The sequence below is a fragment of the Kitasatospora sp. NPDC058492 genome, assembly GCF_042720685.1.
Lineage (GTDB): Bacteria > Actinomycetota > Actinomycetes > Streptomycetales > Streptomycetaceae > Kitasatospora.
The window spans coordinates 113,479-135,807 of sequence record NZ_JBHXMU010000002.1 but is presented as its reverse complement, the minus strand read 5'-3'; the positions used below and the strand labels follow the sequence as shown (position 1 = coordinate 135,807).

The window sequence follows — 22,329 nt, the reverse complement described above, 5'->3', positions numbered from 1 at the left end:
CTGCGCACGCAGCTCCCGCTGCAACTCACCCTGCGCACGCAGATCCCGGTGTATCTCACCCTGCGCCGTGTACATCGGGTCAGGCCGCGGCTCCTCCTCACCGTCGCCACCAGGCTTCTTGACCCCGTCACCGTCCGCCTGCGACGGATTCAACGCCTCCCTCGCCTGACGAGCCTTCTCAGCCTGCGCACGCAGCTCCCGCTGCAACTCACCCTGCGCACGCAGATCCCGGTGTATCTCACCCTGCGCCGTGTACATCGGGTCAGGCCGCGGCTCCTTCTCACCGTCGCCACCCGGCTTCTTGGGCGCCTCCTCGTCCACCCGCGGCGGACCGGACGCCTCCTTCGCCTTACGAGCAGCCTCAGCAGCCGCCGCACGGTCCTTCTCGCCCTGAAGGCGTTGTTCCCGGAGGTGTTCGCGCTGGAGTTCGTACTCGGACTTGGGGGTGTCCTTGCGAGGGCCGTTCGGGTCGGGGTCCTTACTGCCTTCCGGCCCGCCCTCGGTCTTGGGAGGCCGTCCGTCGCCCTCCTTGGACGGCTTCGGGTCGGGCTTGTGGTCAGGGTTCGGGTCCCGCTTGGGGTCCGTCGTGCGGTCGGGGTTGTGGTCGGGCTTGTGGTCGGGGTTCGGAGGGTCGGGCGTGTGGTCGGGCTTGGGGTCGGGCTTGGGGTCCGGCTTCGGGTCGGGCTTGGGGTCCGGCTTCGGGTCCGGCTTCGGGTCCGGCTTCGGGTCCGGCTTCGGTGCAGGCCGCGGATCCGGCTTCGGGTCGCCGCCGCCCGCCGTCGCCGTGTTGCCACCCGTCTGCTTGCCCTGGTCGCCCCCGGACTCGGTGGGGCGGCGGGTGGCGGGGTCCGGCGTGGTCCGGCCACCGTTGCCGGTCTGCGAGCCGGGCTTGGAGGTCTTGTCCCCGCCCGGCGTCTCCGTGCCGACCGACGGCTTCGGGCCCGTCGCCTTGCCGCTCTCGGAGCCGGCCGCGTTCGACCCGCCGTCCGTCTTGGACCCGCCCTCGGTGCTGGGCCCGCCGTCGGTGCGGTGCGAACCGGACGGCGGGGTGAGCGAGGTGGTGCGGCCGCCGCCCTCGGTGCTGGTCAGGTGCGGGCCGCCCTCGGTCGGGGCGGGGAGGCGCTCGCCGAGCCTGGGCACCGGGAACGGCGCGGCGTGGCCGGACAGGTTGGTGGCCACGGACAGCAGGGTGAGGGGGTGGAGCGGGTGGAAGTACTTGCTGCCGTCGTGGGGGATGTCGGCGTGCTGGAGGTCCCGGACGAAGTTGACGTACTTGGTCATCAGGGGCGAGGTGAGGCCGTGCATCAGGTGGCGCGCGCCGCCCATGAGGAAGCCGCTGAGGAAGCTCGCACCGCTGGCCGAGAACTCGTGGTTCGGTTCGAAGATCAGGTTGTAGAAGCCCTCGGTCAGGTACTGGTTGAGACCGTTCTTGACCTGCTCGCCGAGCACGTGGCCGAGCACGAACATCGTGTTCATCTTGCCGACGCGGCCGGCAAGTTCGGGAAGCTTCTCGGCCAGGAGCTTGAGTTCTCCGGTGGCGACCTTGGAGTTGTTCGCGATCTCGCGCAGGGCGGCGGCCAGGCCCGCGCGGGCTTCCCCCGACTTGGCCCACTTCTGGGCGAACTCCTTGCCGAACGCCGTTCCCAGCTCGCGGGCGAGGTCCTTGCCGAGGGCGGGGCCGAGGTGCTTCTCGAAGGACTTCGCCATGTTCTCCGCGAACTGGGCCCCGGCCTTGGCGCCGGTCTTGCCGCCGGCCGCGAAGCCCTTGGAGAGGAAGGCGGAGTTCTCCCGCAGGAGCTTTTCGAGGCTGTTGGCGAACTTGTTCGCCGCCTCGTCCCCGATCGCCCGGCCGGCGCCGGCCCCGGCCTCCTTCGCCCCGGCCTTCCCGAGCCCCTTGGCCCCGGCGTTGCCGAGCTCCTTGGCCCCGACATTGCCGAGTTCCTTGGCGCCGAGGTTCGCGAACTCCTTGGTCCCGCCCTTGGCGATCCCGGCGGCCAGGTTCTTCAGCGAGGCGCTCAGTTCCTTCGAGACGAAGAGCTTCCCGAACATCTTGCCGAAGAGCTTGCCCAGGCCCATGCCCAGCAGGTGCAGCGGGCCGGCGATGATGCCGCTGATCGCGCCGAAGATCGCGGCCTGCTTGGTCAGGTCCTTGTCCCACTCGTGCCGGTTGCCCTGCCCGAACTGGATGCCCTGGATGATCCCGTCCATCACCAGGCCGCCCACCACACCGAAGAAGGTGTGCATCAGGATCACCTGGAGGAGCTTCTTCAGCAGGTTGATGATGATCGTCTTGACGACCTGCTTGACGGGCTCGACCGCGAGGAGCGAGGTGCCGGCGGTGAACGGGGACCAGAAGATGGCCAGCGCGATCTCGATCAGCAGCTGGACGATCTGGCCGATGATCATCCACTTCGTGTACTCCACGGTGTTCGCGACCTTGCCCGCGAACTCGCTGAGCTGCTTGCAGAGTTCGGTCGCCGTGGCGATGTAGTTGGTGCCCTCCTTCCCCTGGCCGACGAACCGCCCCATGTCCTGTTCGAAGGCCTCGGCGGTCTGCCCCTCGAACTGCTGCCGGCACTTGGCCACCAGGTCCACGATGTAGGCCTCGAGCTGCGGCAGTTCCTCGGAGAGCGTCTTGTACTCGTCCCGGACGTCTCGCAGCAATCCCTCGTTGGACTCCGGCCACGGCATCCCGGTGAGGATGTGGAAGAAGGTCGCCACGCCGGGCGAGACCTGGATCGAGGAGTGGGCCATGGCGGGGAGCCTCCGGCTGCGAAGCCTGCTGGTGCTGTGCGTGCGGTGCGGGTGGGGAACGGCGCCGTCCGGCGCTATCGGCGGGTCACTTCACCAACCCGGCATTGTGCTCGTCGGTCGAGTCGAACAGGTCGGCCACGTTCATGCCGTTCTTCGCGACGCGCGCCAGCTTGTCCCTGATGCCGCCGACCAGTTCGAGCAGATTGGTGGTCGGCTCGTCCACCTTCTCGTGGTACTGCTTGCCGATCTCGTCGGATCCGGCCGCCGTGCGGTTCACCTTGTTGACGTGGTCGATCTGGCCGTAGACCTTGTCGACCAGCTCGGACATCTTGTCGAAGTCGCCGAACGCCGCCTTCAGGTCCTCAAGTTTCACCAACTGCTTAGCCATTGAACTCCTCCTGCTTGTGGGTCTTGGTCTGGTCGGCTCCCGGCCGCATCGCGGTGAGCGGCTCCAGCAGCGCGTCCAGGTCCAGGCCTCCCAGCATCGACAGCAGGGGGTCCTCCTCCTGGTCGCCGGTGACCGCCAGGCGCAGCGACTCGCCGACCCCGTCGAAGGCGCGCATCGACCGGGTGATCTGCTCGCCCATCCGGGCCTTGGCCTCGTTCAACACGTCCTTGAGGACGGCGGCCAGGTGCGCGGGGGCCATCTCCTGGTAGGCGGTGGTGTGGAAGGTCAGCGCGAGCACCTCGCCCTGCGCGCCCACCTTCACGGTGAGCATCCGGTCCTTGGTCGTCACCGAGGCCGTCGCCGCCTGCAGTTGCCGGGTCATCTCGGCCATCTTGACCTGCTGCTCCTCCAGGGCGGCCATCGCCTGGGCGAGCTGCTCCTCGAACGAGAACGTCATCTCCGTGTTCCTTTCCACTCCCGTGACGCGGCGCCGACTCAGCGGCCGATCACTCCGCTGACCGCACCGGTGTCGGTGCCCCAGACCTCTTCGTCCTCGGCCAGCCAGGTGGTCCGCTGCCGGCCCTTCTCGCCCTGGCCGCCGCCCATTCCGCCGCCCATCGGCGGGACCATGGGCATCCCGCCGCCGCTGGTGTTCACCGAGCGGCCCCGCATCGCGGCGGCCTCCTCGGCGGCGAGCGCGGAGGCCTTCTGGCTCATCGTGGCCTTCTCGGCGGCGGCTGCTCCGGCGCCGGCGACCTTGGCCGCGGGCGGCGGTCCGCCGTTCTCCGCCACCCGGGGGCCGACTCCGCTGCTGGTGTTGAGGATCCGGGGGGCCTGGCCGCCGCCGGAGGTGCCGAGGCCCTCGTACGTTCCCCCACCGGCGCCGCTGAACATCCCCGGGTAGGTGCCGACCGCGCCGAAGCCGTCGTTCTGGTCGAGGCTGCTGCCCCCCGACCCCAGGTTCAGGGTCCAGGGCGTGCCCCCACCGGTGGACGGCGGGCGCGCACCACTGATGTCGCCCCAGGTGATGGTTCCGCCACCACCACTGCCGCTGCCGCTGCCACTGCCGCCCACCGAGGCCCAGGCGTGCTGGAGGTCGCGCGAGCGCTGGATGTAGTCGGAGATCGGCTTCTTCTGGGGATCCAGCAGGGTGCCGTCGTCGGCGATCGAGGAGCCCTTCTCGACCACGATCGGGTTGCCGTTGGCGTCCAGGATCTCCTTGCCGTTGGGGTCGACCACCGTGCCGTCCTCGCGGATGGTCGATCCCTTCGGCACCTTGGCGTTGGGGCCGTACACGCCTCCGCCGGTGCCGGCCGGCACGTTGGCGCCGGGGGGCACCACGATCGGCTTGCCGTCCTTGCCCAGCACCTCCTTGCCGGAGGAGTCGTAGACCTTGCCACCCGAGATGTAGCCGCCGGGCGGGAGGAGGATCGGCTTCTTGTCCTTGTCCAGGAGCACGTTGCCGTCCTTGTCGCGGATCGGCGTCCCGGCGCCGAGGCCGCCACCGTTCCCGCCGGCGCCGTCGCCACCGATGATCGGCGGCGGGGGCAGGTGGTTGTTCTTGTCCCCCTTGCCGCCGCCCCCGCTACCGCCGCTGCCACCGGCACCGTCGCCACCGATGATCGGCGGCGGGGGCAGGTGGTTGTTCTTGTCCCCGCCGCCGGCCCCGCCGTCTCCCCCGCCGGCTCCCCCGCTGCCGTCGCCGAGACCGGGCGGCGGAGGCGCGTCGGGGTTCTTGGGGTTGTTGGGGTCGTTGGGGTCCGGCATCTCCTTCGGCGGAAGCGTGATGCCGACCGGCATGAGATCGAACCCGAGCTTGGTGATCAGCGGGTCGTACGCGCTCCCCAGTGCCGCCATCGCGTCGTCACCGGGCTTGTCCAGGTAGTCGGCGACCTTCTTCAGCCACCTCTCCTTGGCCTTCTGGTCGAGAGCGGCGTAGAAGGCGTCGTTGCGGGGGTCGCCCAGCGAGGAGGTGTCGTACTTCCAGGTGCTCTCCGCGGTCCAGTACATGGGGGCCTTGTGCATCTCCTCCCACAGGACCTCCTGGATGCACTGGTACGGGAACCCGGTGCTGTACCAGACCGATTGCGCCGTCCTGACCGCCTTGATGACGACGCCGATTCCGTACGCCGCGTACTCCAGCGAGGGCCCGTAGTTGGCCCCGACCAACTGGTTGCGCAGGTCGTCGAGTTCGACGGCGAACCGTTCGAGGAGCTTCTTGAACTCGCCCGCCGCGTCGCCCTCCCAGCTGTCGCCCGGGCCGTCGATCTGCTCCGCCCACTTGCGGAACGCTTCGGCCTGGGTCGACAACCACTTCGTGGTGTCCTCGATCGCCTTGGCCCCGGCCAGCAGGCTCTGCGGGTCGATCGTGTCGTTCCCGCGGGTACTGATCGGGAGCTTCTCCTTGGAGTCCGGAGCCACGTCGGTCGAGACGTCCGGCATGATCGGGTCGAGGATCAACTCGGCCTGGTGGTTGAACTTGGAGAGCACGCCGTTGGGGTCGTTCCCCCACTTGTCGTAGTCGATGTGGACGTTGATCTTGAAGTGGCGCGGGCCGCCCTTGTTGTTGTTCGCGGTGCCGTCGTAGAAGTTCATCGCCCACCAGACGTCCGGGTTGCCCAGCCCCGTGCCGTCCGTCAAGTACTTCTGGGTGGTCGCGTCCGAGGGGTCGAAGTACCCGTTCTCGACGGACATGTTCCCGGACTTGATCCATCTCTCGGCCTTCGCTCCCGCGATCTTGTCCCGCGTGGTGATCTCCACCGGAGACTGCTTGGAGTTGAAGGCGGCGAGCGTCGTCTCCCAGAGCATGGGCACGGAGGTCTCCAGGTGGGTCGAGGGGTTCAGGGGTACAGGGAGCCGACCGGAAGGGGAAGAGCGCTACTTCCCGCCGCCGCCACCACCGCCACCGCCACCGCCACCGACGGCGATGACGTCCTGCAGGATCTGCATCACTTGCGCGGCCGTCAGAGCCTCGTCGTGAGCGGTGTCCATCAGGTTCAGGAAGCTCAGGACGTCGAGCCGGCCCTTCTCCATCTGGTTGTGGAAGGTCTTGAAATCACCCACCACGGTGCCGGCGAGGTGCGAGAACCCCTTCGCCAGGTTGGTGCCGCTCTCGAAGTTCCCGGCCAGCAGCGAGACGTAGTGGTGTTTCGTGGTCACCGTGCCCTGGCCGCTGAAGCCCAGCATGGCCGAGTAGCCCGGGTCGGTCTCCAGCTGGCTCAGGTACGACGGCAGGATCGAGTTCGCGAAGTACTCGAGGTCGTCGTGGTTGACGCTGAGCGTGTGGCTCATGTCCGGTGCCGGGGGCCCGGGCGCCGGCGGGGCTAGGGTCGGTGCGTCGGGCACCTTCGGAGGATCCGGCGGTTTAGTGGGCATCGCGCCCGTCCCTCCGGTCGAGCCGCTCCGCGGCCGTCATCAGATGCCCGCCGCGCCGCGCCGGTCCGCGTCGCGGAGCAGGCCGTGCATGGTGCGCAGGGTGTCGGCGCCCTGCTGGATGTCGGTGGTCATGGTGGCGTCCTGGCCGGCCAGCACCAGGTAGAAGGAGTGGGCCGCGGCGGCCAGGTCGCCCTTGAGCTGGTGCTCGGCGGTCTGGATGGCCTGGAGGCAGTCCTCCATCGCGGAGTGCATGCCGTTGCCGGCCTGGGTCAGGGCGTCCGCCGCCTCGTCGATGTTCGCGTGGTGGAGCTCGATGCTTGCCATGGCTGGTCCTTTCGGTCGGCTGGGGTCCGGCCCGGGCTGCCCGGGTCCGGCAGGTCTGTCGGCGCGGGCTGGATCAGAGGTTGAGGCCCTTGTAGACCTCGTCGCCCGCGCCGCCGCCCCAGCTGTTGGTGACGCCGTAGGCCTCGTCGTGGGCGGAGTTGATCTGGGTGTGCCCGGTGGAGAACCGGTCCTGGAAGGTGGCGTAGGCGCTCTTGAGCCGCTGGTACCGGGTCTGCCAGTCGTCGATCTTCCCCTGGTAGGCGGTGCTGCACGCGGCCTTGAAGTGGTTCTGGACTTCGAGGTTGACGTCCTCGACCTGCTGGCCGGCCCGCATCATGGCCTGGATGTGGGTGTCCAGGGTCGCCAGGACGGTCTTGACGGCCGCGTCGTCGGTCTGCAAGCCCGGAGGAGTGGTCATTGCGCTGCCTTTCGTCGGTACGGGTTCTCGGCTGCGGCGGATGCCGCCCGAGCGGGTCGGCCGACCCGGTCCATCTGCTTCAACGGACGCGTGCCGGGGGGTGGTTCACCTCGCGCAGGACGGTCCTGAGGGCCGCGGCGCGGGGCTCGCGGCGCCGGTCAGCGCGGCCGGGTCGAGGCTGGGGCCGGTCGGCAGCAGGGACAGCAGGGCCTCGGGGACGGCCGAGGGGACGACCTCGCCGTAGCCGAGCTGTTTGACCGCCGCGGCGGAGGCCAGCGGGTACTTCACCCCGGCGTCGGTGACCAGGTACAGGGTCGCGCCGACGCCCGCGCTGGACAGCGCCCGCACCAGGGCGCCGCCACCGGGCTTGACGGCGATGCTGTCGGCGCCGGCGCAGGCCGGGTCCACGCCCGGCTGGGCGGCCGGCGGCGGGCCCTCGACGGCGGCGGCGTCGACCAGGGTGACGGAGGTGGTCGGTGCCTGGTCGGTGAGCCGCAGGTCGGCGCAGACGCCCCGGTTCTGGGGGATCGTCACCAGCTCCGGCGGCGCGGCCGGCAGCCCGCCGGCGGCGGCGGACGGCTGGGCGGCCGGGGCGGTGTGCCCGGTGAGGTCGGCCGGGCCGAGCTGGACGGGGGCGACGACGTCGCCCCCGTAGGCGGCGCTCTGCGTGCGGGGGTCGTTGCGCAGCAGCTCGAAGGCCATCCGGCTGAGCGGGGTGAACCCCGCCGTGGTCAGCAGGTAGGGGTCGCCGCCGGGGCCGGTGAACAGCTGGCCGACCCGGGTGGGGTGGGCGCCGAGCTGCGGGCCGGCCTTGCCGCGCTCCCCCGGGTCGGGAGCGGCCAGGTCGGGGCCGGCGGCCAGCGCGTTGAGGAAGGCGGCCGTCACCGGGTAGGGGGCGACGGCGCTCTGGCCGAGGGCCTGGCGGGCGCCGTTGACGGTGTCCAGGCGCAGCCGGCGGCCGTGCCAGAGCAGGTACTCGGCGCCGTCCGGGGCGGCGACCAACGCGCCCTGGCCGTCCGTCAGCCCGGTGCCGCGGTGGCCCGGGCCGACCGTCAGGGCCAGCTCCGCCAGGCGGCCGCCGGACGGGCCGGGCCGGCTGACGGCGCAGGCGAGCCAGGGCGCGTCGGCGAGCTGCTCGGCCCCGGGCAGGCCGTCGGGGGCGCCGAGGATGCCGATCGGGACGCCGCGCGGGGTGTCGGCCAGCGAGCGCACGCTGACCTGGTCGACCACCAGCTGGTCGCCGGCCAGCAGCCGGGCGCTGGCCTCGTTCAGCACGGGGTGCAGGCTGCCGTCCAGGAAGAGGTAGCGGGCGCCGCTCTCCTTCACCACCACCAGGGTGCCGGGCTTCTGCCAGCCGGTGGCGCCGCCGGGGACGATCACCCCGTACACGGCCGCCACCAGGCACACCACCACGGCGATGACCAGCCCGATGACGGTGCCCCGCGAGGTGCGCCCGGCCGGGGTGTCGGCCGCGTCGGGCTCGCCGCGCAGCATGCCGGTGGCGAGCCTGCCCATCACGAACAGGTGGGCCTGCACCTGGTCGCGCTTCGACTGCATCTCGTGGTTCTCCTCGGGGCGGCGGAAGGTGCGGGGCCGGGCGGCGCACGGCGCAAGGTGCCGGGCCGGGCCGGGCGGCGGGAGGTGCGGGGCCGTCAGGGTCCGGCGGCGGGAGGTACGGGGCCGTCAGGGTCCGGCTCAGCCGGCCAGGGCCCGCAGCTCGTGGTAGACCCCGGCCACGGCCAGCGCCAGCGGGATCACGGCCATCCCCGCGGTGGTGTGCAGCAGGTCCGCGGCCCGGCCCCAGTAGGGCAGCAGCCGGCGCCCGGGGATCGTCCAGGAGACCACCGCGAGGGCGGCCGCCAGGGCGAGCAGGCCGACCAGCACCAGCAGGCGCCCGCCGCTCCGCTCGCCGACGGCCAGGTGGCCGAGCAGCAGCGCCAGGCCGTAGGCGCCGGGCAGGAGGACGGACAGCCGCTGCGGGATGCTGCCGATCGCCCGGGAGTGCAGCAGCAGCAGGACGGACAGGGTCACCGTCAGGGCCGTGGCCGCCCAGCCGGATTCGCCGGCCACCAGGGTCAGGCATCCCGTGAGGACCGTGCCGAGCGCCAGGTGGAAGGCCGTCAGGAAGCCGTCGGCGACATCGCTGCGGCTGCGGACGGTGGCGCTCGGGACGGGCGCGATGCCCTCCTGGAGCTCCTCGGCGTTGCGCGGCAGCGCGGGCAGCCGCAGCCCGGACAGGCGGAAGCAGATCCCGGGGACGAACGCCCCGAGGATCACCGCGAGCACCGCCAGCACGGCCGCCACCTGCGGGCCCTCCTCCCCGCCCAGCGTCAGCCCGCCCGCCACCATGACGTACAGGGCGAACAGCACCGCGCCGAGGAACAGCGGCGCCGAGCAGCCGACGGCGGCCAGCGCCAGCACCGCCGCGCCGGCGGCCGCGCAGCCGCCCGCCAGCATCCGGGCGCCGACCGCGCCGGCCCCGCCGCCGGCCGGCAGCAGGGCCCCGGCCATCGCGAGGTAGGGCACCGCCATGGCACCGAGCGCGGTGCCCGCGCCGGCGTCGCCGACCGCCCGGGAGGCGCTCAGCGCACCCAGCAGCAGGAGCAGGCCGGTGACGGCGGCAGCAAGGGCACGGGTCTGCTCCGGGCCGGGGAGCAGCAGCACGGCGAGCCCGCCGGCCAGGACGGCCACGGCCAGCCCGAGCGCCACGTGGTGGGTGAGCGCCGGGCGCCAGGTGTCGGAGCGGGCCCGCATGCCGGTGGCGACGCCGTCGGCCAGGTCGTCGTAGTGCACCTCGGGCAGGGCGTCGCGGCGCGGGCGCAGGTACAGCTCGTCGCCGTCGTGCAGGTCGAGCGCCTCGGCGCCCAGCTCTTCGTCCAGCGGCGGGCCGCCGAGGCGCTGCAGGACCCAGCCGTCGTGCTCGACGCCCTGTTCCTCCAGCTCGGGGCCGGCGTGCGCGAGGACGGCCGGCAGCAGGTCGGCCAGCGGTACGTCGGCGGGGACGGCGAGTTCCAGGACCGCCTCGGGCGTTCGGAACCTCAGTCGGCACAGTCCGGCGACGGCGGTCCCGTTCGCGCTCCCGTTCACACTTCTCCCTTTTGCCCTGGCCTCCGAACGGCATGGCGAGGTGACGGCCCGGGGGCGCCTGGGGGATGGACGAGCCCGGGCGTCACCTCACCAGGAGGCACGGACGGCGGGGCCCGCAGGGTTCACCGCCTGCCGGAATCCGTTTCGCTGCGGCCGTTCGCGGGCGTTCACAGCCGTTCACGGCCGTCCTCGGCGTCGGCGCCGCGCCCGCCCCGCCGAACCGGGTGAACCCGGCCGGGCCCGCCGCCCGTCGTCCCGGGTGGACGGTGCGCGTCCCGGGCCGCCGACGCAGCGAGCGGCCGTTCCCCTGCGCGAGGAGCCCTTCGTTGAGTGTGGTGCTGGTCAACCGTCCGCCGCGGCGCCCTGGCCCGGCGATGCCCGACGGCGAGATCCAGTTGCAGGAGCCGCCCGTCCTCCCCGAGGCACAGAGCGGCATGTCGAACATGATCGCCATGGCGCCGATGGCGCTCAGCTCGCTCTCGATGGTGTTCATCTTCCTGCGCCCCGGCGACAGCGGCGGCATCCTGACCTACGTCGCGATCGGCATGATGGCGCTGTCCGCCGTCGGCATGCTGGTCACCCAGCTGATCCGAGGCGCCAGCGACCGCAAGCGGGAACTGCGCGCCGAACGCCGGGACTACCTGCGCTACCTCTCCCAGGTCCGCCGCCAGGTGCGCGGCCACATCGCCCGCCAGCAGGAGGCGCTGGCCTGGCGCCACCCCGCCCCCGACGCGCTCGGCTCGCTCGCCCGCACTTCCCGGCTGTGGGAGCGGCGCAGCACCCACCCCGACTTCGGCGACGTCCGGATCGGCCTCGGCCACCAGCGGCTCGCGGTGCGGCTGGCGCCGCTGTCCACCAAACCGGTGGAGGACCTGGAGCCGCTGTGCGCGCACGCGCTGCGCCGCTTCATCAACGCCTACGGCACCGTCGCCGACCAGCCCATCGCCGTCTACCTGCGCGGGTACGCGCAGGTCCTGCTGCGCGGCGACGACCGGGCCGCGACCCGCGCCCTGGCCCGCGCCATGCTGGCGCAGCTGGCGCTCTTCCACGCCCCCGACGAACTGCGGATCGCCGTCGTCACGGACGCCGAGCACCAGGCCGAGTGGGAGTGGACCAAGTGGCTGCCGCACGCCCTGCACCCGGAGGACACCGACGGCGTCGGTCCGGTGCGGCTGGTGGCCGGATCCGTGGTGGAGGTCGAGCAGCTGCTCGGCGACGAGTTCGCCGGCCGGCCCCCGTTCGAGCCGGAGAGCCAGCCCGGCCGGGACGAGCCGTTCACCGTGATCGTGCTGGACGGCCCGCAGGCCGGGGCCACCAGCCGGGCCGCGCTGGCCGGCTGGCGCAACGCCGTCCTGCTCGACCTCGGCGACACCCTCGACTGGAAGCCGCTGCGCTTCCGGCTGCGGCTGCGGATCGAGGACGGCCGGCTCGCCATGATCGGCGCCGACCGCAACCACCGGGACGACGTCACCGACCTCGGCCGGCCCGACGCCCTGTCCGCGACGGTCGCCCGCCGGCTGGCCGCCCAGCTCGCCCCGTACCGGATCGGCGACTCGACGGAGGCCGGGGAACCGCTGGCCACCGACTACGACCTCGCCTCCCTGCTCGGCATCCGCGACCTGCACCGGCACGAGATCGCCCAGGGCTGGGCCGGGCGGGGCGTCCGCGACCGGCTGCGGGTGCCGCTCGGCGTCTCCGGCGACGGCACGCCGGTCGAACTGGACATCAAGGAGTCCGCCCAGGGCGGCATGGGCCCGCACGGCATGCTGATCGGCGCGACCGGCTCCGGCAAGTCCGAGCTGCTGCGCACCCTGGTGCTGTCGCTGGCCCTCACCCACTCCTCCGAAGTGCTCAACTTCGTCCTGGTCGACTTCAAGGGCGGCGCGACCTTCCTCGGCCTCGACCGGCTGCCGCACACCTCGGCGGTGATCACCAACCTCGCCGACGAAGCCGCCCTGGTCGACCGGATGCGCGACGCCCTGCACGGCGAGCTCGTCCGCCGCCAGGAACTGCTGCGCTCCGCCGGCAACTACAGCTCGCTGCTCGACTACGAGACCGCCCGCGCCGCCGGCACCCCGCTGGACCCGCTGCCCACCCTGTTCGTCGTGGTCGACGAGTTCAGCGAACTGCTCGCCGCGCACCGCGACTTCATGGAGCTCTTCATCATGATCGGCCGCCTCGGCCGCTCCCTCGGCGTGCACCTGCTGCTGGCCTCCCAGCGCCTGGACGAAGGCCGGATGCACGCCCTGGAGTCGCACCTGTCCTACCGGATCGGCCTGCGGACCTTCTCCGCGATGGAGAGCCGGGGCGTCCTCGGCGTCCCCGACGCCTACCAGCTGCCCTCCCAGCCCGGCAACGGCTTCCTCCGCAGCGACATCGCCACCCTGACCCGCTTCAAGGCCGCGTACGTCTCCGGCCCCTACCGGGCCCGGCGCCCCGCCACCGCCCGCCAGGAGGCCGCGGCCGGCCAGGTCGCCCGGTACGGCACCACCTACGTGGCGCCGCGTCAGCCCGTCGCCCTGCCGGCCGCCGAGGAGCCCGAGGAGACGCCGGAGCAGACCCACACCCTGCTCGACCTCGCCGCCGAGAAGCTCACCGACGCCGGCCCGCCCGCCTACCAGGTGTGGCTGCCGCCGCTGGGCGTCCCGCCCACCCTCGACCAACTGCTGCCGCCCCTCGCCCCGCACCCCGAGCACGGCCTCACCACCGAGAGCGACGCCGACCGCGGCACCCTGACCGTCCCCATCGGCGTCATCGACCGCCCCTTCCAGCAGATCCGCGACCTGCTCACCGCCGACCTCTCCGGCGCCGGCGGCCACGTCGGCATCGCCGGCGGCCCGCAGAGCGGCAAGAGCACGCTGCTGCGCACCCTGATCACCGCCCTCGCCCTCACCCACACCCCGGGCGAAGTGCAGTTCTACTGCCTGGACTTCGGCGGCGGCACGCTGTCCTCGCTGCGCGGCCTGCCGCACGTCGGCGGCATCACCGGGCGGCACGACCCCGAGCGGGTGCTGCGCACCATCGCCGAGGTCAACAGCATCCTGAACCAACGCGAGCAGCGCTTCGCCGAACACGGCATCGACTCCGTCTCCGCCTTCCGCCGGCGCCGCGCGGCCGGCGAACTGCCCGACGAGCCGTACGGCGACGTCTTCCTGGTCATCGACGGCTGGAACACGATCCGCCAGGAGTTCCCCGACCTCGCCCCCGCCCTCACCCTGATCGCCCAGCGCGGCCTCAACTACGGCATCCACCTGATCGTCGGCACCACCCGCTGGGGCGAGGTCACCAGTGCCCTGCGCGACCTCTTCGGCACCCGCTTCGAACTGCGCCTCGGCGACGCCGTCGACTCCGCCGTCAACATGCGGGCCGCCGCCACCGTCCCGAACATCCCCGGCCGGGGCCTCACCTCCGACCAGATGCACTTCCTCACCGCCCTGCCCCGGCTGGACGGCAGCGGCACCTCCGCCGACCTCGGCGAAGGCGTCGCCGACCTGGTCGACGCCGTCGCCGACCACTGGACCGGCCCGCGCGCACCCGAGATCCGGATGCTGCCGCTGCAACTGCCCGCCGCCGCCCTGCCCGCCCCCGAAGGCCGGCTGCGCATCCCGCTCGGTCTCCAGGACGTCTCGCTCACCCCGCTGTGGCACGACTTCGAGGAGACCCCGCACCTGCTGGTCGTCGGCGACAGCGAGGCCGGCAAGACCAACCTGCTGAAGCTCGTCGCCGCCGGCATCACCAGCGCGTACCGGCCCGACGAGGCCCGGATCATGCTCATCGACTACCGCCGGGTCCTCCAGGACGCGGTGCCCGAGGAGTACCGGCTCGGCCACGCCGTCAGCGTCGACGTGCTGCGCCAGATCGTCGACGGCGCCGCCCGCGCCATGGCCAACCGGTTGCCCGGCGCCGACATCGCCCCGGCCCGGCTGCGGCTGCGCGACTGGTGGCAGGGGCCCGAACTCTTCATCGTGGTCGACGACTACGAACTGGTCTCCGGCTCCCCCGGCGGCCTCAACGCCCACCCCTTCGCGCCGCTGCTCGACTACCTGGCGCAGGGCGCCGAGCTCGGCCTGCACCTGATCGTCGCCCGCAGCGCCAACGGCATCGGGCGGGCCTCCTCCGACCAGCTGCTGCGCAAGCTGGAGGAGGTCAACACCCCGGTGGTGCTGCTGTCCTGCCCGCCCAGCGAGGGCTTCCTGTTCGGCTCCACCAAGCCCCGCGCCTTCCCGGCCGGGCGCGGCCTGCACATCACCCGCCGGCGCACGGTCCAGGTGCAGACCGCCGTCATGGCAGAGGACGGGGACGAGGGGTGAGTCGGCCGAGTCGGGTGAGCCGGTGAACCCGGCGAGGCGAGGCGGCCGTAGAGCCTGGTGACACGTGCGGCAGACGCGGCCGCGCGGACGGAGGGCGGGCGGGACGATGAGCACATCAGCGCAGGCGGCAGGGGACGCGCCGGGCGCCGCCCCGGCGAAACGCCGACTGGCCTTCCGTCGAAACACCCCCGCCGCCGGGCCCGCCGCCCTGCACCAGGTGGGCCCGCACTTCGTCATCGCCCCCGGCGGCACGGACGGCACCGGCCCGGCGGCCCTGCCCGCCGCGATGACCGCCGCGCTGGGCCGGCTCACCGCCGTCACCCGGACCGTCACCGTCCTCGCCGCCGCCCCCGACGCACCGGCCGTCCTGTTCGGCCGGCTCGACGAGCTGACCCGCACCGCCACCGCCCGGGACGCCACCGCGCTCGTCCTCGCCGCCTCCGGCCTGGCCACCGCCCCGGACACCGGGCCCCGCCCCGCCGAACGGATCGCCGAACTGACCGGCATCGGCGTCGTCGCCCCGGACGGGCTGGTCACCCTCCGCCCCGACGGCACCCTGCTGACCAGCGGGCCGACGGACGACGCGCCGTCCTCCTGGTGGCTCTGCACCCCGGCCGGACAGGTGCGCCGGCTCGGGCCGGTCTGGCCGCTGCCGACGGAGCCGGCCGCCGCACCGGCCGGCTCGACCGACTCGGCTGGCTCGGCTGGCTCGGCTGGCTCGGCTAGCTCGGCCGCAGAGACCGTGGTGATGGAGCGTCCGATGGCGGAGACCGCCGTGCTGGAGCTTCCGGTGGCCGCGCCCGTCGTGGCCTCGCCCGCGCGGGGCGTTCCGTTGGGCGCCGTGTCTGCACCCAGCCCCGCCGCAGCGGCCCCGGAGCCCGCCGCCCCCGCCCGGCGCGTCGAGGCCGCACCGCCCGCCGCGCCCACACCGCCCGCCGCGCCCGCCGACCCGCTGGTCACCGCGCTGCCGCACGGCTACTGGTTCCGCAGCGAGCCCGACCCCGACGGCCCGTCCGGCCCGCTCACCAGGGCCACCGCCGACGAGGGCACCGTCATCCTCGTCGTCGGTCACCCGGGCACACCCCTCCCCCCGGCCGCCGAGCTCGCCGCCCGGCTCCGCCGCCTGCTCCCCGGCCCCGAGGCCGACCTGCTGCTCAGCGCCCCCTGGGCCGCCACCGGCGCGCTCACCGCCCTCGCCACCGGGCTCGCCACCGAACTCGGCCACGACCTCCGGGCCGCCGTCGGCCTGCCCATGCGCACCACCAGCGGCTTCTCCTCCCGCGTGCTGGCCGCCGACGGCACCCCCGCCTGGGAACCGTGGCTGACCGAGCTGACCGCCTCCCCCACCAGGCGCCGCGTGGTCGCCTCCGCCTGGCGCACCACCCCCGGCGGCCCGGCCGCCTGCGGACCGGCCCTCTACGAATCCCCGGTCACCGGCTGGCGGTTGGAGGCCGTGCCGGCCGGCCTGTGGCTGCGCCCCGAGGAGCCGCCGCAGGACCGCGGGCCCCGCCTGCGCGACCCCGACCCGGCCCACCCGCTGCTGATCGCGGGCGCGGACGGGCGAACGGTGCCGCCCGAGGTGCTCGCCGTCCTGGACGAGCTGCGCGCCGCGCTCACCACCCCCGGTGCGACCGCACCCGAGCTGCTGATCGACGGCGCACGCCGCGGAAGCTTCCTCCCCGCGGCGCAGCCCGCCCAGCCCACCGTGCCGGCCACCGTGCAGGCCGCCGCGGTCGACCCGCAACGACCGGCCCCCGAAGGCGAGTTCGCCACCGCCGCCACCATCACCGCGGCCATCCCGCCGGCCTCGGCGGTCCGGACCCAGACCGCCGCCACGGCCGACCCCGACGCCCAAGTCCCCGCCCCGGACGAAGAGTTCACCACCGCTACCGCCACCCTCCCGGAGCCCCCGGCCCCGGTCCCGGTCCAGGCCCAGCCGCAGATCCCCGAACCGGCCGCACCGCCCGCCGCCGAAGCACCCACGCCCGAACCGGCCCCGCTCCCGGACCCCGAGCCCGCCCTCGAACCCGAGCCCGAGCCCGAACCGGTCCCCGAACCCGAACCGGTCCCCGAACCCGAGCCCACCCCCGAACCCGAACCGGCCCCCGCCCCGGAGCCCGAAGCCCCCACCCGCGCCCGCCTCCTCGCCCCCGACGGCACCGCCGTCTCCGGCCGCCCGAGCACGGCCGCCGAGCGGACCGCCTTCCGGGCGCTCCTGGGCGAGCACTTCCAGCGCTGCGCCAGCCGCGCCGAGCAGGTCGCCATGCGGCTCCCGGCGCTGCGCTCGCACTCCCGGGACGACCTCAAGAGCGACCTCGCGGCGGTCTACCTGCACCACGTCGACACGGGCGTCCCGGTCCTGCACACCGAGCTGGTCGTGGCGGCCCGCCGACCGGGCTCCGGGCCGCTGGACCCGTACCTGGCGTGCCTGGGATCCGGCCTGCGGCGGCTTCCGAACCACCGGGGCGCCGTGCTGCTGGGCGCCGACGCGGGCGAGGAGGAGCTGCGTCACTACGTGCCGGGGACGCTGCTGGTGGAGCCCGCGCCGGTGGTCGGGACGCCGGCGTTGGAGGTCGTACCGGGGACGCCGGTCGAGTTCCTGGTGTGGTCCGCGACCGGCCGCCGCACCTCGGTGATCGCCGAGGACGGCGAGCCCGAGGTGGTGTTCCCGCCCGGTTCGTGGTTCTCCGTCCTGGAGGTCATGCCGGGCGAGGACGGCGAGCCGACCCGCGTCCTGCTGCGCGAGGTCGGCCCGGGCGCCACGGCCGGGACGGCGGACGAGCGCGACCAGCAGGCCCTGGAGCGGCTGCTCGCCTGGCAGGCCCGCCGCGACCTGCTCGCCCCGGAGGACCTCCGCTCCCCGTCCCGCCCCGAGCGACTCCGCCTCACCCCGGGCGTCACCGCCGCCCGGTGACCGGCGTCGGCCGGAAGGGCTACGCCACTGACGCCGGGCCAGTTCAGGCCGGCCCTCGGACCTGACGGATCCGCCGCCACGTCCTGCACCAGATGCCGACACGGCTTCCCCGGCGCGGACTTGACGGTGGCTCCCGCACCGCCCGACAGGCCGACAAGTTGTCTGTACAGCTCCGGGCCCCTTGGCGGCCATCGGATCGTCATCGAACTCCCCGGCCCCGGTCACCTCGGTCGCTTAGAAACGTGACTGGTCCGGGTCGAACCGATGGTCCGGCGCCCGTCAGCAAGGAGCCCCACCCGATGAGTCCGATGCCCGAACTGTCGCGCCGCAGCCTGCTCGGCGGCGCGGCGGCGGCCGCCGTGCTGTCCGCCCTCCCGATCAGCGTCCAGCAGGCGCTCGCCGCGCCGGCCAAGCCCGGGCGGCTGGCGGACATCCAGCACGTCGTGGTGCTGATGCAGGAGAACCGCGCGTTCGACCACTACTTCGGCACCCTGGCGGGCGTCCGCGGCTTCGGCGACCGGACGGCGGTGCGCGGGGTCAACGGGCGCTCGGTGTTCCACCAGCCCGACCCGGGCCGCAAGGAGGGCCACCTGCTGCCCTTCCCGATGAACGCCGCGCACACCAGCGCCTACCAGCAGGCCGCGCCCGCCTTCGGCTTCGTGGACTCGATGAAGGCCTGGAACGACGGCCTCGCCGACGGCTCGGTCACCCGCCGCTCCGGCGGCTGGCTCGGCCAGGGCTACTACGAGAGCGCCGACATGCCCTTCTACCACGCGCTCGCCTCGGTGTTCACCACCTGTGACGCCTACTACGCGTCCGTCCAGTGCAACACCAACACCAACCGCGACCACCTGATGACCGGGACCAGCGGCGGCACCGTACGGGACACCCCGGTGACCGACAACACCGAGATCCCCGGCGGCTACGAGTGGACCACCTACGCCGAGCGCCTGGAGCGGGCCGGCGTCAGCTGGAAGACCTACCAGGCGCTGGACAACTTCGACGACAACGCGCTCGCCTGGTTCGCCCCCTTCGTCAAGGCCAAGCCCGGCGAGCCGCTGTACGAGCGCGGCATGCGGGCCGTCGGCGACCCGGCGAAGAAGAACGACCCGTTCGCGATGGGCGACGCCCTGGTCGACGCCTTCGCCGCCGACGTCCAGGCCGACCAGCTGCCGCAGGTGTCCTGGATCGTCGCCCCGGCCGCGCTCTCCGAGCACGCCAACTACGCGCCGCCGAACGGCGAGCACCTCACCGCCCGGCTGCTCGCCGCCCTGGCGGCGAAGCCCGAGGTGTGGCAGAAGACCGTCTTCATCCTCAACTACGACGAGCACGGCGGCTTCTTCGACCACCAGCTGCCGCCCGTCCCGCCGCTGGCCACCGGGCGCGGCAAGTCGACCGTGCCGGTGGACGGCGAGGTCGTCGTCCGCGTCAGCAAGGGCTCCGCCACCTACCACCGGGTCGTCGGTCAGGACGGCAAGTACCGGGTCAAGGCCGCGGACGGCTCGTTCGCCTGGTCCGACACCCTGCCGGCCGGCGAGACCCTGGTCTCCGGCCCGTACCCGATGGGCCTGGGCGTGCGGGTGCCGATGGTCGTGGTCTCGCCGTGGACCCGCGGCGGGGTCGTCGACTCCACCGTCTACGACCACACCTCGGTGCTGCGCTTCCTGGAGCAGCGCTTCGGCGTCCAGGAGCCCAACATCAGCCCGTGGCGGCGCACCGTCTGCGGCGACCTCACCAACGTCTTCGACTTCTCCGGCCGCAACCCGGCCTGGCCGCAGCTGCCCGACACCAGCGGCAACCGGCAGAAGGTGGTCGACACCGGCAAGCTCCCCGCCCCCACCGTGCCCAGCCCGCAGGCCTTCCCGCAGCAGCAGCGCGGCACCCGCTCGGCCCGCCCGGCGCCCTACGACCTGCTGGTCAAGCCCCGGCTGAAGGGCGGCGAGCTCACCCTCGACCTGGTCAACCAGGGCCGCCAGGGCGCGGTGTTCGCCGTCTACCCGGCACCGGGCGGCGCGCCCCGGCACTACACCGTCGGCGCGAAGAGCCGGCTCTCCGACGTCTGGACGGTCGGCCCGGAGGGCTACGACCTGCGCGTCCACGGCCCCAACGGCGCGCTGTGGCACCTGCGCGGCGACGCCGCCGGCACGTACGAGGTGTCGCTGTCGGAGGAGCGCAACGGCAAGGTCCTCGAAGTCGACGTGATCAACCGCTCGCGCACCGCCCAGACCTTCCTGGTCGGCGACCTCGCCTACGGCGACGGGCTGCGCGAGGTGCGGGTCGCGGCCGGCGACGACCGGACCGTCAACCTCGCCGTCCGGCCCGAGGGCTGGTACGACGTCGCGGTGGCCGTCCGCGGGGACCTCACCTTCCGCCGCCGGATCGCCGGCCGCTTCCCCTGGGACGACCGGACGGTCACCGACCCGGCCCTGGGCCTGGCCGACCCGCTCGCCGTGGACGTCGCCCTCGGGGCCGCCTCCGGCACCATCGACGAACCCGTCCTGCTGCCCGGCCGCCCGGCCCGGGTCTCGGCCGTGCTCACCGCCGGCGCCGCGCTCACCGCCGTCGAGGCGCAGCCCGTCGTCCCGCCGGGCTGGACGGTCACCGCCGTCACCGCGCCGCCCACCGCACTCGCCGCCGGCGCCACCGCCACCGCCGTCTGGGAGGTCACCCCGCCCGCCCAGCTGCCGGACGGCGCCACCCACCGGATCCTGGTCACCGCCCGGGCGCTGGCCGGCGACCGCTTCGCGATCGCCGACGGCGAACTCGCCGCCCGCCCCGCCCCCGTGATGGCCGGCCACCTGCTGGGCGAGGACTTCGAGTCGCTGGCCGGCGCGCTCCAGCCGCAGGACGGCGTGCTCGGCTGGACGGCCCGGGCGCCGCAGGGCTGGTCGGTGGTCAACGCCCCCGGCATGCCGCAGGGCACCGTCCGGCTCCAGGGCTGGACCTTCCACACCAAGCGGGAGTGGTCCACCCCGGCCGGGCAGGACCGCGGCAACTTCACCCGCGGCCTGGGCGTCCTCGCCGTCGCCGACCCGGACGACTGGGACGACACCGGCTCCCCCTCCCGCAAGGGCGTCTTCGACTCCACGCTCGTCTCCCCCGCCGTCCGCCTCCCGGCCGGCGCCGACACGCTGTACCTGGCCTTCGACTCCCACTACCGGCAGGAGGCCCCGCAGAAGGCGTCCGTCACGGCCGTGTTCGACAACGGCACGGAGACCCGCCTGGTGTTCTACAGCGCCGACGCCACCGGCAACGACAACGCCGGCAAGGACGTCCAGAACACCCTCGTCACCCGCCGCCTCACCGTCCCGGCGGGGGCGCAGGCGGTGACGCTGAAGTTCCGGATGTACGACGCGGGCAACAACTGGTACTGGGCGGTCGACCACATCCGCCTGGACAGCCGGCCGATCACGGGCTGACCGGCCGGGAGCGGCCCGATCGGCCGCGCCGCGCCGCCCCGGTTTCCGGGCTCGGCGCGGCACAGCCGGTCAGGCCCGGCCGATCGGTCAGGCCCGGCCACTCAGACCCGGCCGATCGGTCAGGCCGGGCCCGAGGAGCCGCCGGAGGCCCCGGCGGCGGCCTCGGGCTGCTGCTGGGTCGAGCAGTGGATGCCGCCACCGCCGGCCGCGATGGCGTTGATGCTCACCGGGACGATCTCGCGGCCGGGGTGGAGGTCGGCCAGCACGCCCGCCGCCCGGTCGTCGGAGGCCTTGTCCCCGAACTGGGGCATGATCACGGCCCCGTTGACGACGTAGTAGTTGAGGTAGGTGGCCAGGAAATCCTTGCCCCGGTCCGGCTGCCCGGTGAGGTCGGGTTCGGCGAGTTCCACGATCCGCGGCTTGCGGCCCTTGGCGTCGGTGGTGGAGCCGAGCACCTGCAAGGCCTGGTCGGAGGCGCGGGACCAGATGTCCGGCGGGGTGTCCGGGCCGGGGCGGTGGATGACGACCACGCCCGGCTCCGCGAACCGGGCCAGGGCGTCGATGTGGCAGTCGGTGATGTCCTGCCCGGCCACGCCGGCGAACCAGATGACCTTCTGGACGCCGAACAGCTCCTTCAGGGCCCCCTCGATCTGGTCGCGGCTCGTGCCCGGGTTGCGGTTCGCGTTGACCCACGAGCTCTCGGTGGCCATCAGGGTGCCCTCGCCGTCGACCTCGATCGCGCCGCCCTCGCCGGTGATCGGCGCCTGGATGCGCCGGATCCTGTAGTGGTCGAGGAGGTACCGGGCGACCTTGGCGTCGTTGTCGTGGGTCTGTTTGCCGCCCCAGCCGTTGAAGTTGAGGTCGACGCCGGCCAGTCCTGCCGGGCCGGTGACGAAGGTCGGGCCGGTGTCGCGGGCCCACAGGTCGTCCACCGCCAGGTCGAGGACCTCGACGCTGGAGCCGCACAGCTGCCGGGCCGCGGCGCTCTGGTCCGGGCGGGCCATCAGCACCACGGGTTCGAACCGGGCGACAGCCTGCGCGACGTGCGCGATGTCCTGGCGGACGGCGGGCAGTTGGTCGCCCCACACCGAATCGAGGGCCGGCCAGGCCATGAACGTCCTGGTGTGGGGGCGCCACTCGGCCGGCATGGCGTACGACGCGGCGGCGCTCGCGGCTCCGCCCGTGCCCGTGCCGGCGGCCGTGGTCGGCTCGTCCTTCGGGGACGAGGCCCCCGACGAACCGCAGCCTTCCACCATCGCGACCACGGCCGCGGCCGCCCCGGAGCGCAGCACGGCCCGGCGGGACAGGGCGGGTTCTCTCATGGCAGGTCCCCTCGTCGA

The 22,329-nt window shown here is 73.6% G+C and carries 12 protein-coding genes and 1 pseudogene; 3 read left to right on the top strand and 10 right to left on the bottom strand.

Annotated features, from left to right (window positions below; genetic code table 11):
• The 9 genes and pseudogenes from ACFWPI_RS02195 to eccD all read right to left on the bottom strand — a co-directional run.
• Positions 1-2,754: pseudogene (locus ACFWPI_RS02195) on the bottom strand (hypothetical protein); the annotation flags it as partial.
• 85 nt (positions 2,755-2,839) lie between these two features.
• Positions 2,840-3,142 (bottom strand): hypothetical protein, encoded by a 303-nt coding sequence (locus ACFWPI_RS02190; protein ID WP_380342655.1) that lies wholly within the window; start codon positions 3,140-3,142, stop codon positions 2,840-2,842.
• Entirely contained in the window at positions 3,135-3,599 is a 465-nt protein-coding gene (locus ACFWPI_RS02185; protein WP_380342658.1) for a YbaB/EbfC family nucleoid-associated protein, read from the bottom strand. Before ACFWPI_RS02185 ends, ACFWPI_RS02190 begins: the two co-directional genes overlap by 8 nt.
• Before the next feature lie 38 nt (positions 3,600-3,637).
• Positions 3,638-5,956: a hypothetical protein gene (locus tag ACFWPI_RS02180; RefSeq protein ID WP_380369982.1), complete on the bottom strand. Its 2,319-nt coding sequence runs from the start codon at positions 5,954-5,956 to the stop codon at positions 3,638-3,640.
• Positions 5,957-6,019: 63 nt separating this feature from the next.
• Positions 6,020-6,433 (bottom strand): hypothetical protein, encoded by a 414-nt coding sequence (locus ACFWPI_RS02175; RefSeq protein WP_380369985.1) that lies wholly within the window; start codon positions 6,431-6,433, stop codon positions 6,020-6,022.
• Between the two features lie 123 nt (positions 6,434-6,556).
• Complete coding sequence (locus tag ACFWPI_RS02170) at positions 6,557-6,841, bottom strand: hypothetical protein (RefSeq protein WP_063350546.1); 285 nt, start codon at positions 6,839-6,841, stop codon at positions 6,557-6,559.
• A 73-nt stretch (positions 6,842-6,914) separates the two neighbouring features.
• Positions 6,915-7,259, bottom strand: a complete 345-nt coding sequence (locus ACFWPI_RS02165; protein ID WP_159398565.1) for a hypothetical protein — start codon at positions 7,257-7,259, stop codon at positions 6,915-6,917.
• Between the two features lie 105 nt (positions 7,260-7,364).
• Positions 7,365-8,816, bottom strand: a complete 1,452-nt coding sequence (eccB, locus tag ACFWPI_RS02160; protein WP_380369988.1) for a type VII secretion protein EccB — start codon at positions 8,814-8,816, stop codon at positions 7,365-7,367.
• A gap of 138 nt (positions 8,817-8,954) precedes the next feature.
• Entirely contained in the window at positions 8,955-10,346 is a 1,392-nt protein-coding gene (gene eccD, locus ACFWPI_RS02155) for a type VII secretion integral membrane protein EccD (protein ID WP_380369991.1), read from the bottom strand.
• 326 nt (positions 10,347-10,672) lie between these two features.
• On the opposite strand from eccD, the gene eccCa reads away from it, so the two are divergent.
• From eccCa to ACFWPI_RS02140, 3 genes are all read left to right on the top strand, one after another.
• Positions 10,673-14,656: a type VII secretion protein EccCa gene (eccCa, locus tag ACFWPI_RS02150; RefSeq protein WP_380369993.1), complete on the top strand. Its 3,984-nt coding sequence runs from the start codon at positions 10,673-10,675 to the stop codon at positions 14,654-14,656.
• Positions 14,657-14,762: 106 nt separating this feature from the next.
• Positions 14,763-17,570 (top strand): hypothetical protein, encoded by a 2,808-nt coding sequence (locus ACFWPI_RS02145; protein ID WP_380369995.1) that lies wholly within the window; start codon positions 14,763-14,765, stop codon positions 17,568-17,570.
• Positions 17,571-17,869: 299 nt separating this feature from the next.
• Positions 17,870-20,989 (top strand): phosphocholine-specific phospholipase C, encoded by a 3,120-nt coding sequence (locus ACFWPI_RS02140; RefSeq protein WP_380370009.1) that lies wholly within the window; start codon positions 17,870-17,872, stop codon positions 20,987-20,989.
• A 119-nt stretch (positions 20,990-21,108) separates the two neighbouring features.
• Here ACFWPI_RS02140 and ACFWPI_RS02135 read toward each other — a convergent pair whose 3' ends face one another.
• Positions 21,109-22,311, bottom strand: coding sequence for an agmatine deiminase family protein (locus ACFWPI_RS02135; RefSeq protein ID WP_063350540.1), 1,203 nt, complete (start codon positions 22,309-22,311; stop codon positions 21,109-21,111).
• Positions 22,312-22,329: the final 18 nt, after the last annotated feature.

Excerpts from the sequence above, each read along its gene's own strand:
- ACFWPI_RS02175 (WP_380369985.1), bottom strand. The coding sequence starts at position 6,433 with ATGAGCCACACGCTCAGCGTCAACCACGACGACCTCGAGTACTTCGCG.
- ACFWPI_RS02190 (WP_380342655.1), bottom strand. The coding sequence starts at position 3,142 with ATGGCTAAGCAGTTGGTGAAACTTGAGGACCTGAAGGCGGCGTTCGGC.
- ACFWPI_RS02165 (WP_159398565.1), bottom strand. The coding sequence starts at position 7,259 with ATGACCACTCCTCCGGGCTTGCAGACCGACGACGCGGCCGTCAAGACC.
- ACFWPI_RS02135 (WP_063350540.1), bottom strand. The coding sequence starts at position 22,311 with ATGAGAGAACCCGCCCTGTCCCGCCGGGCCGTGCTGCGCTCCGGGGCG.
- ACFWPI_RS02145 (WP_380369995.1), top strand. The coding sequence starts at position 14,763 with ATGAGCACATCAGCGCAGGCGGCAGGGGACGCGCCGGGCGCCGCCCCG.
- ACFWPI_RS02140 (WP_380370009.1), top strand. The coding sequence starts at position 17,870 with ATGAGTCCGATGCCCGAACTGTCGCGCCGCAGCCTGCTCGGCGGCGCG.
- ACFWPI_RS02170 (WP_063350546.1), bottom strand. The coding sequence starts at position 6,841 with ATGGCAAGCATCGAGCTCCACCACGCGAACATCGACGAGGCGGCGGAC.
- eccB (WP_380369988.1), bottom strand. The coding sequence starts at position 8,816 with ATGCAGTCGAAGCGCGACCAGGTGCAGGCCCACCTGTTCGTGATGGGC.
- ACFWPI_RS02185 (WP_380342658.1), bottom strand. The coding sequence starts at position 3,599 with ATGACGTTCTCGTTCGAGGAGCAGCTCGCCCAGGCGATGGCCGCCCTG.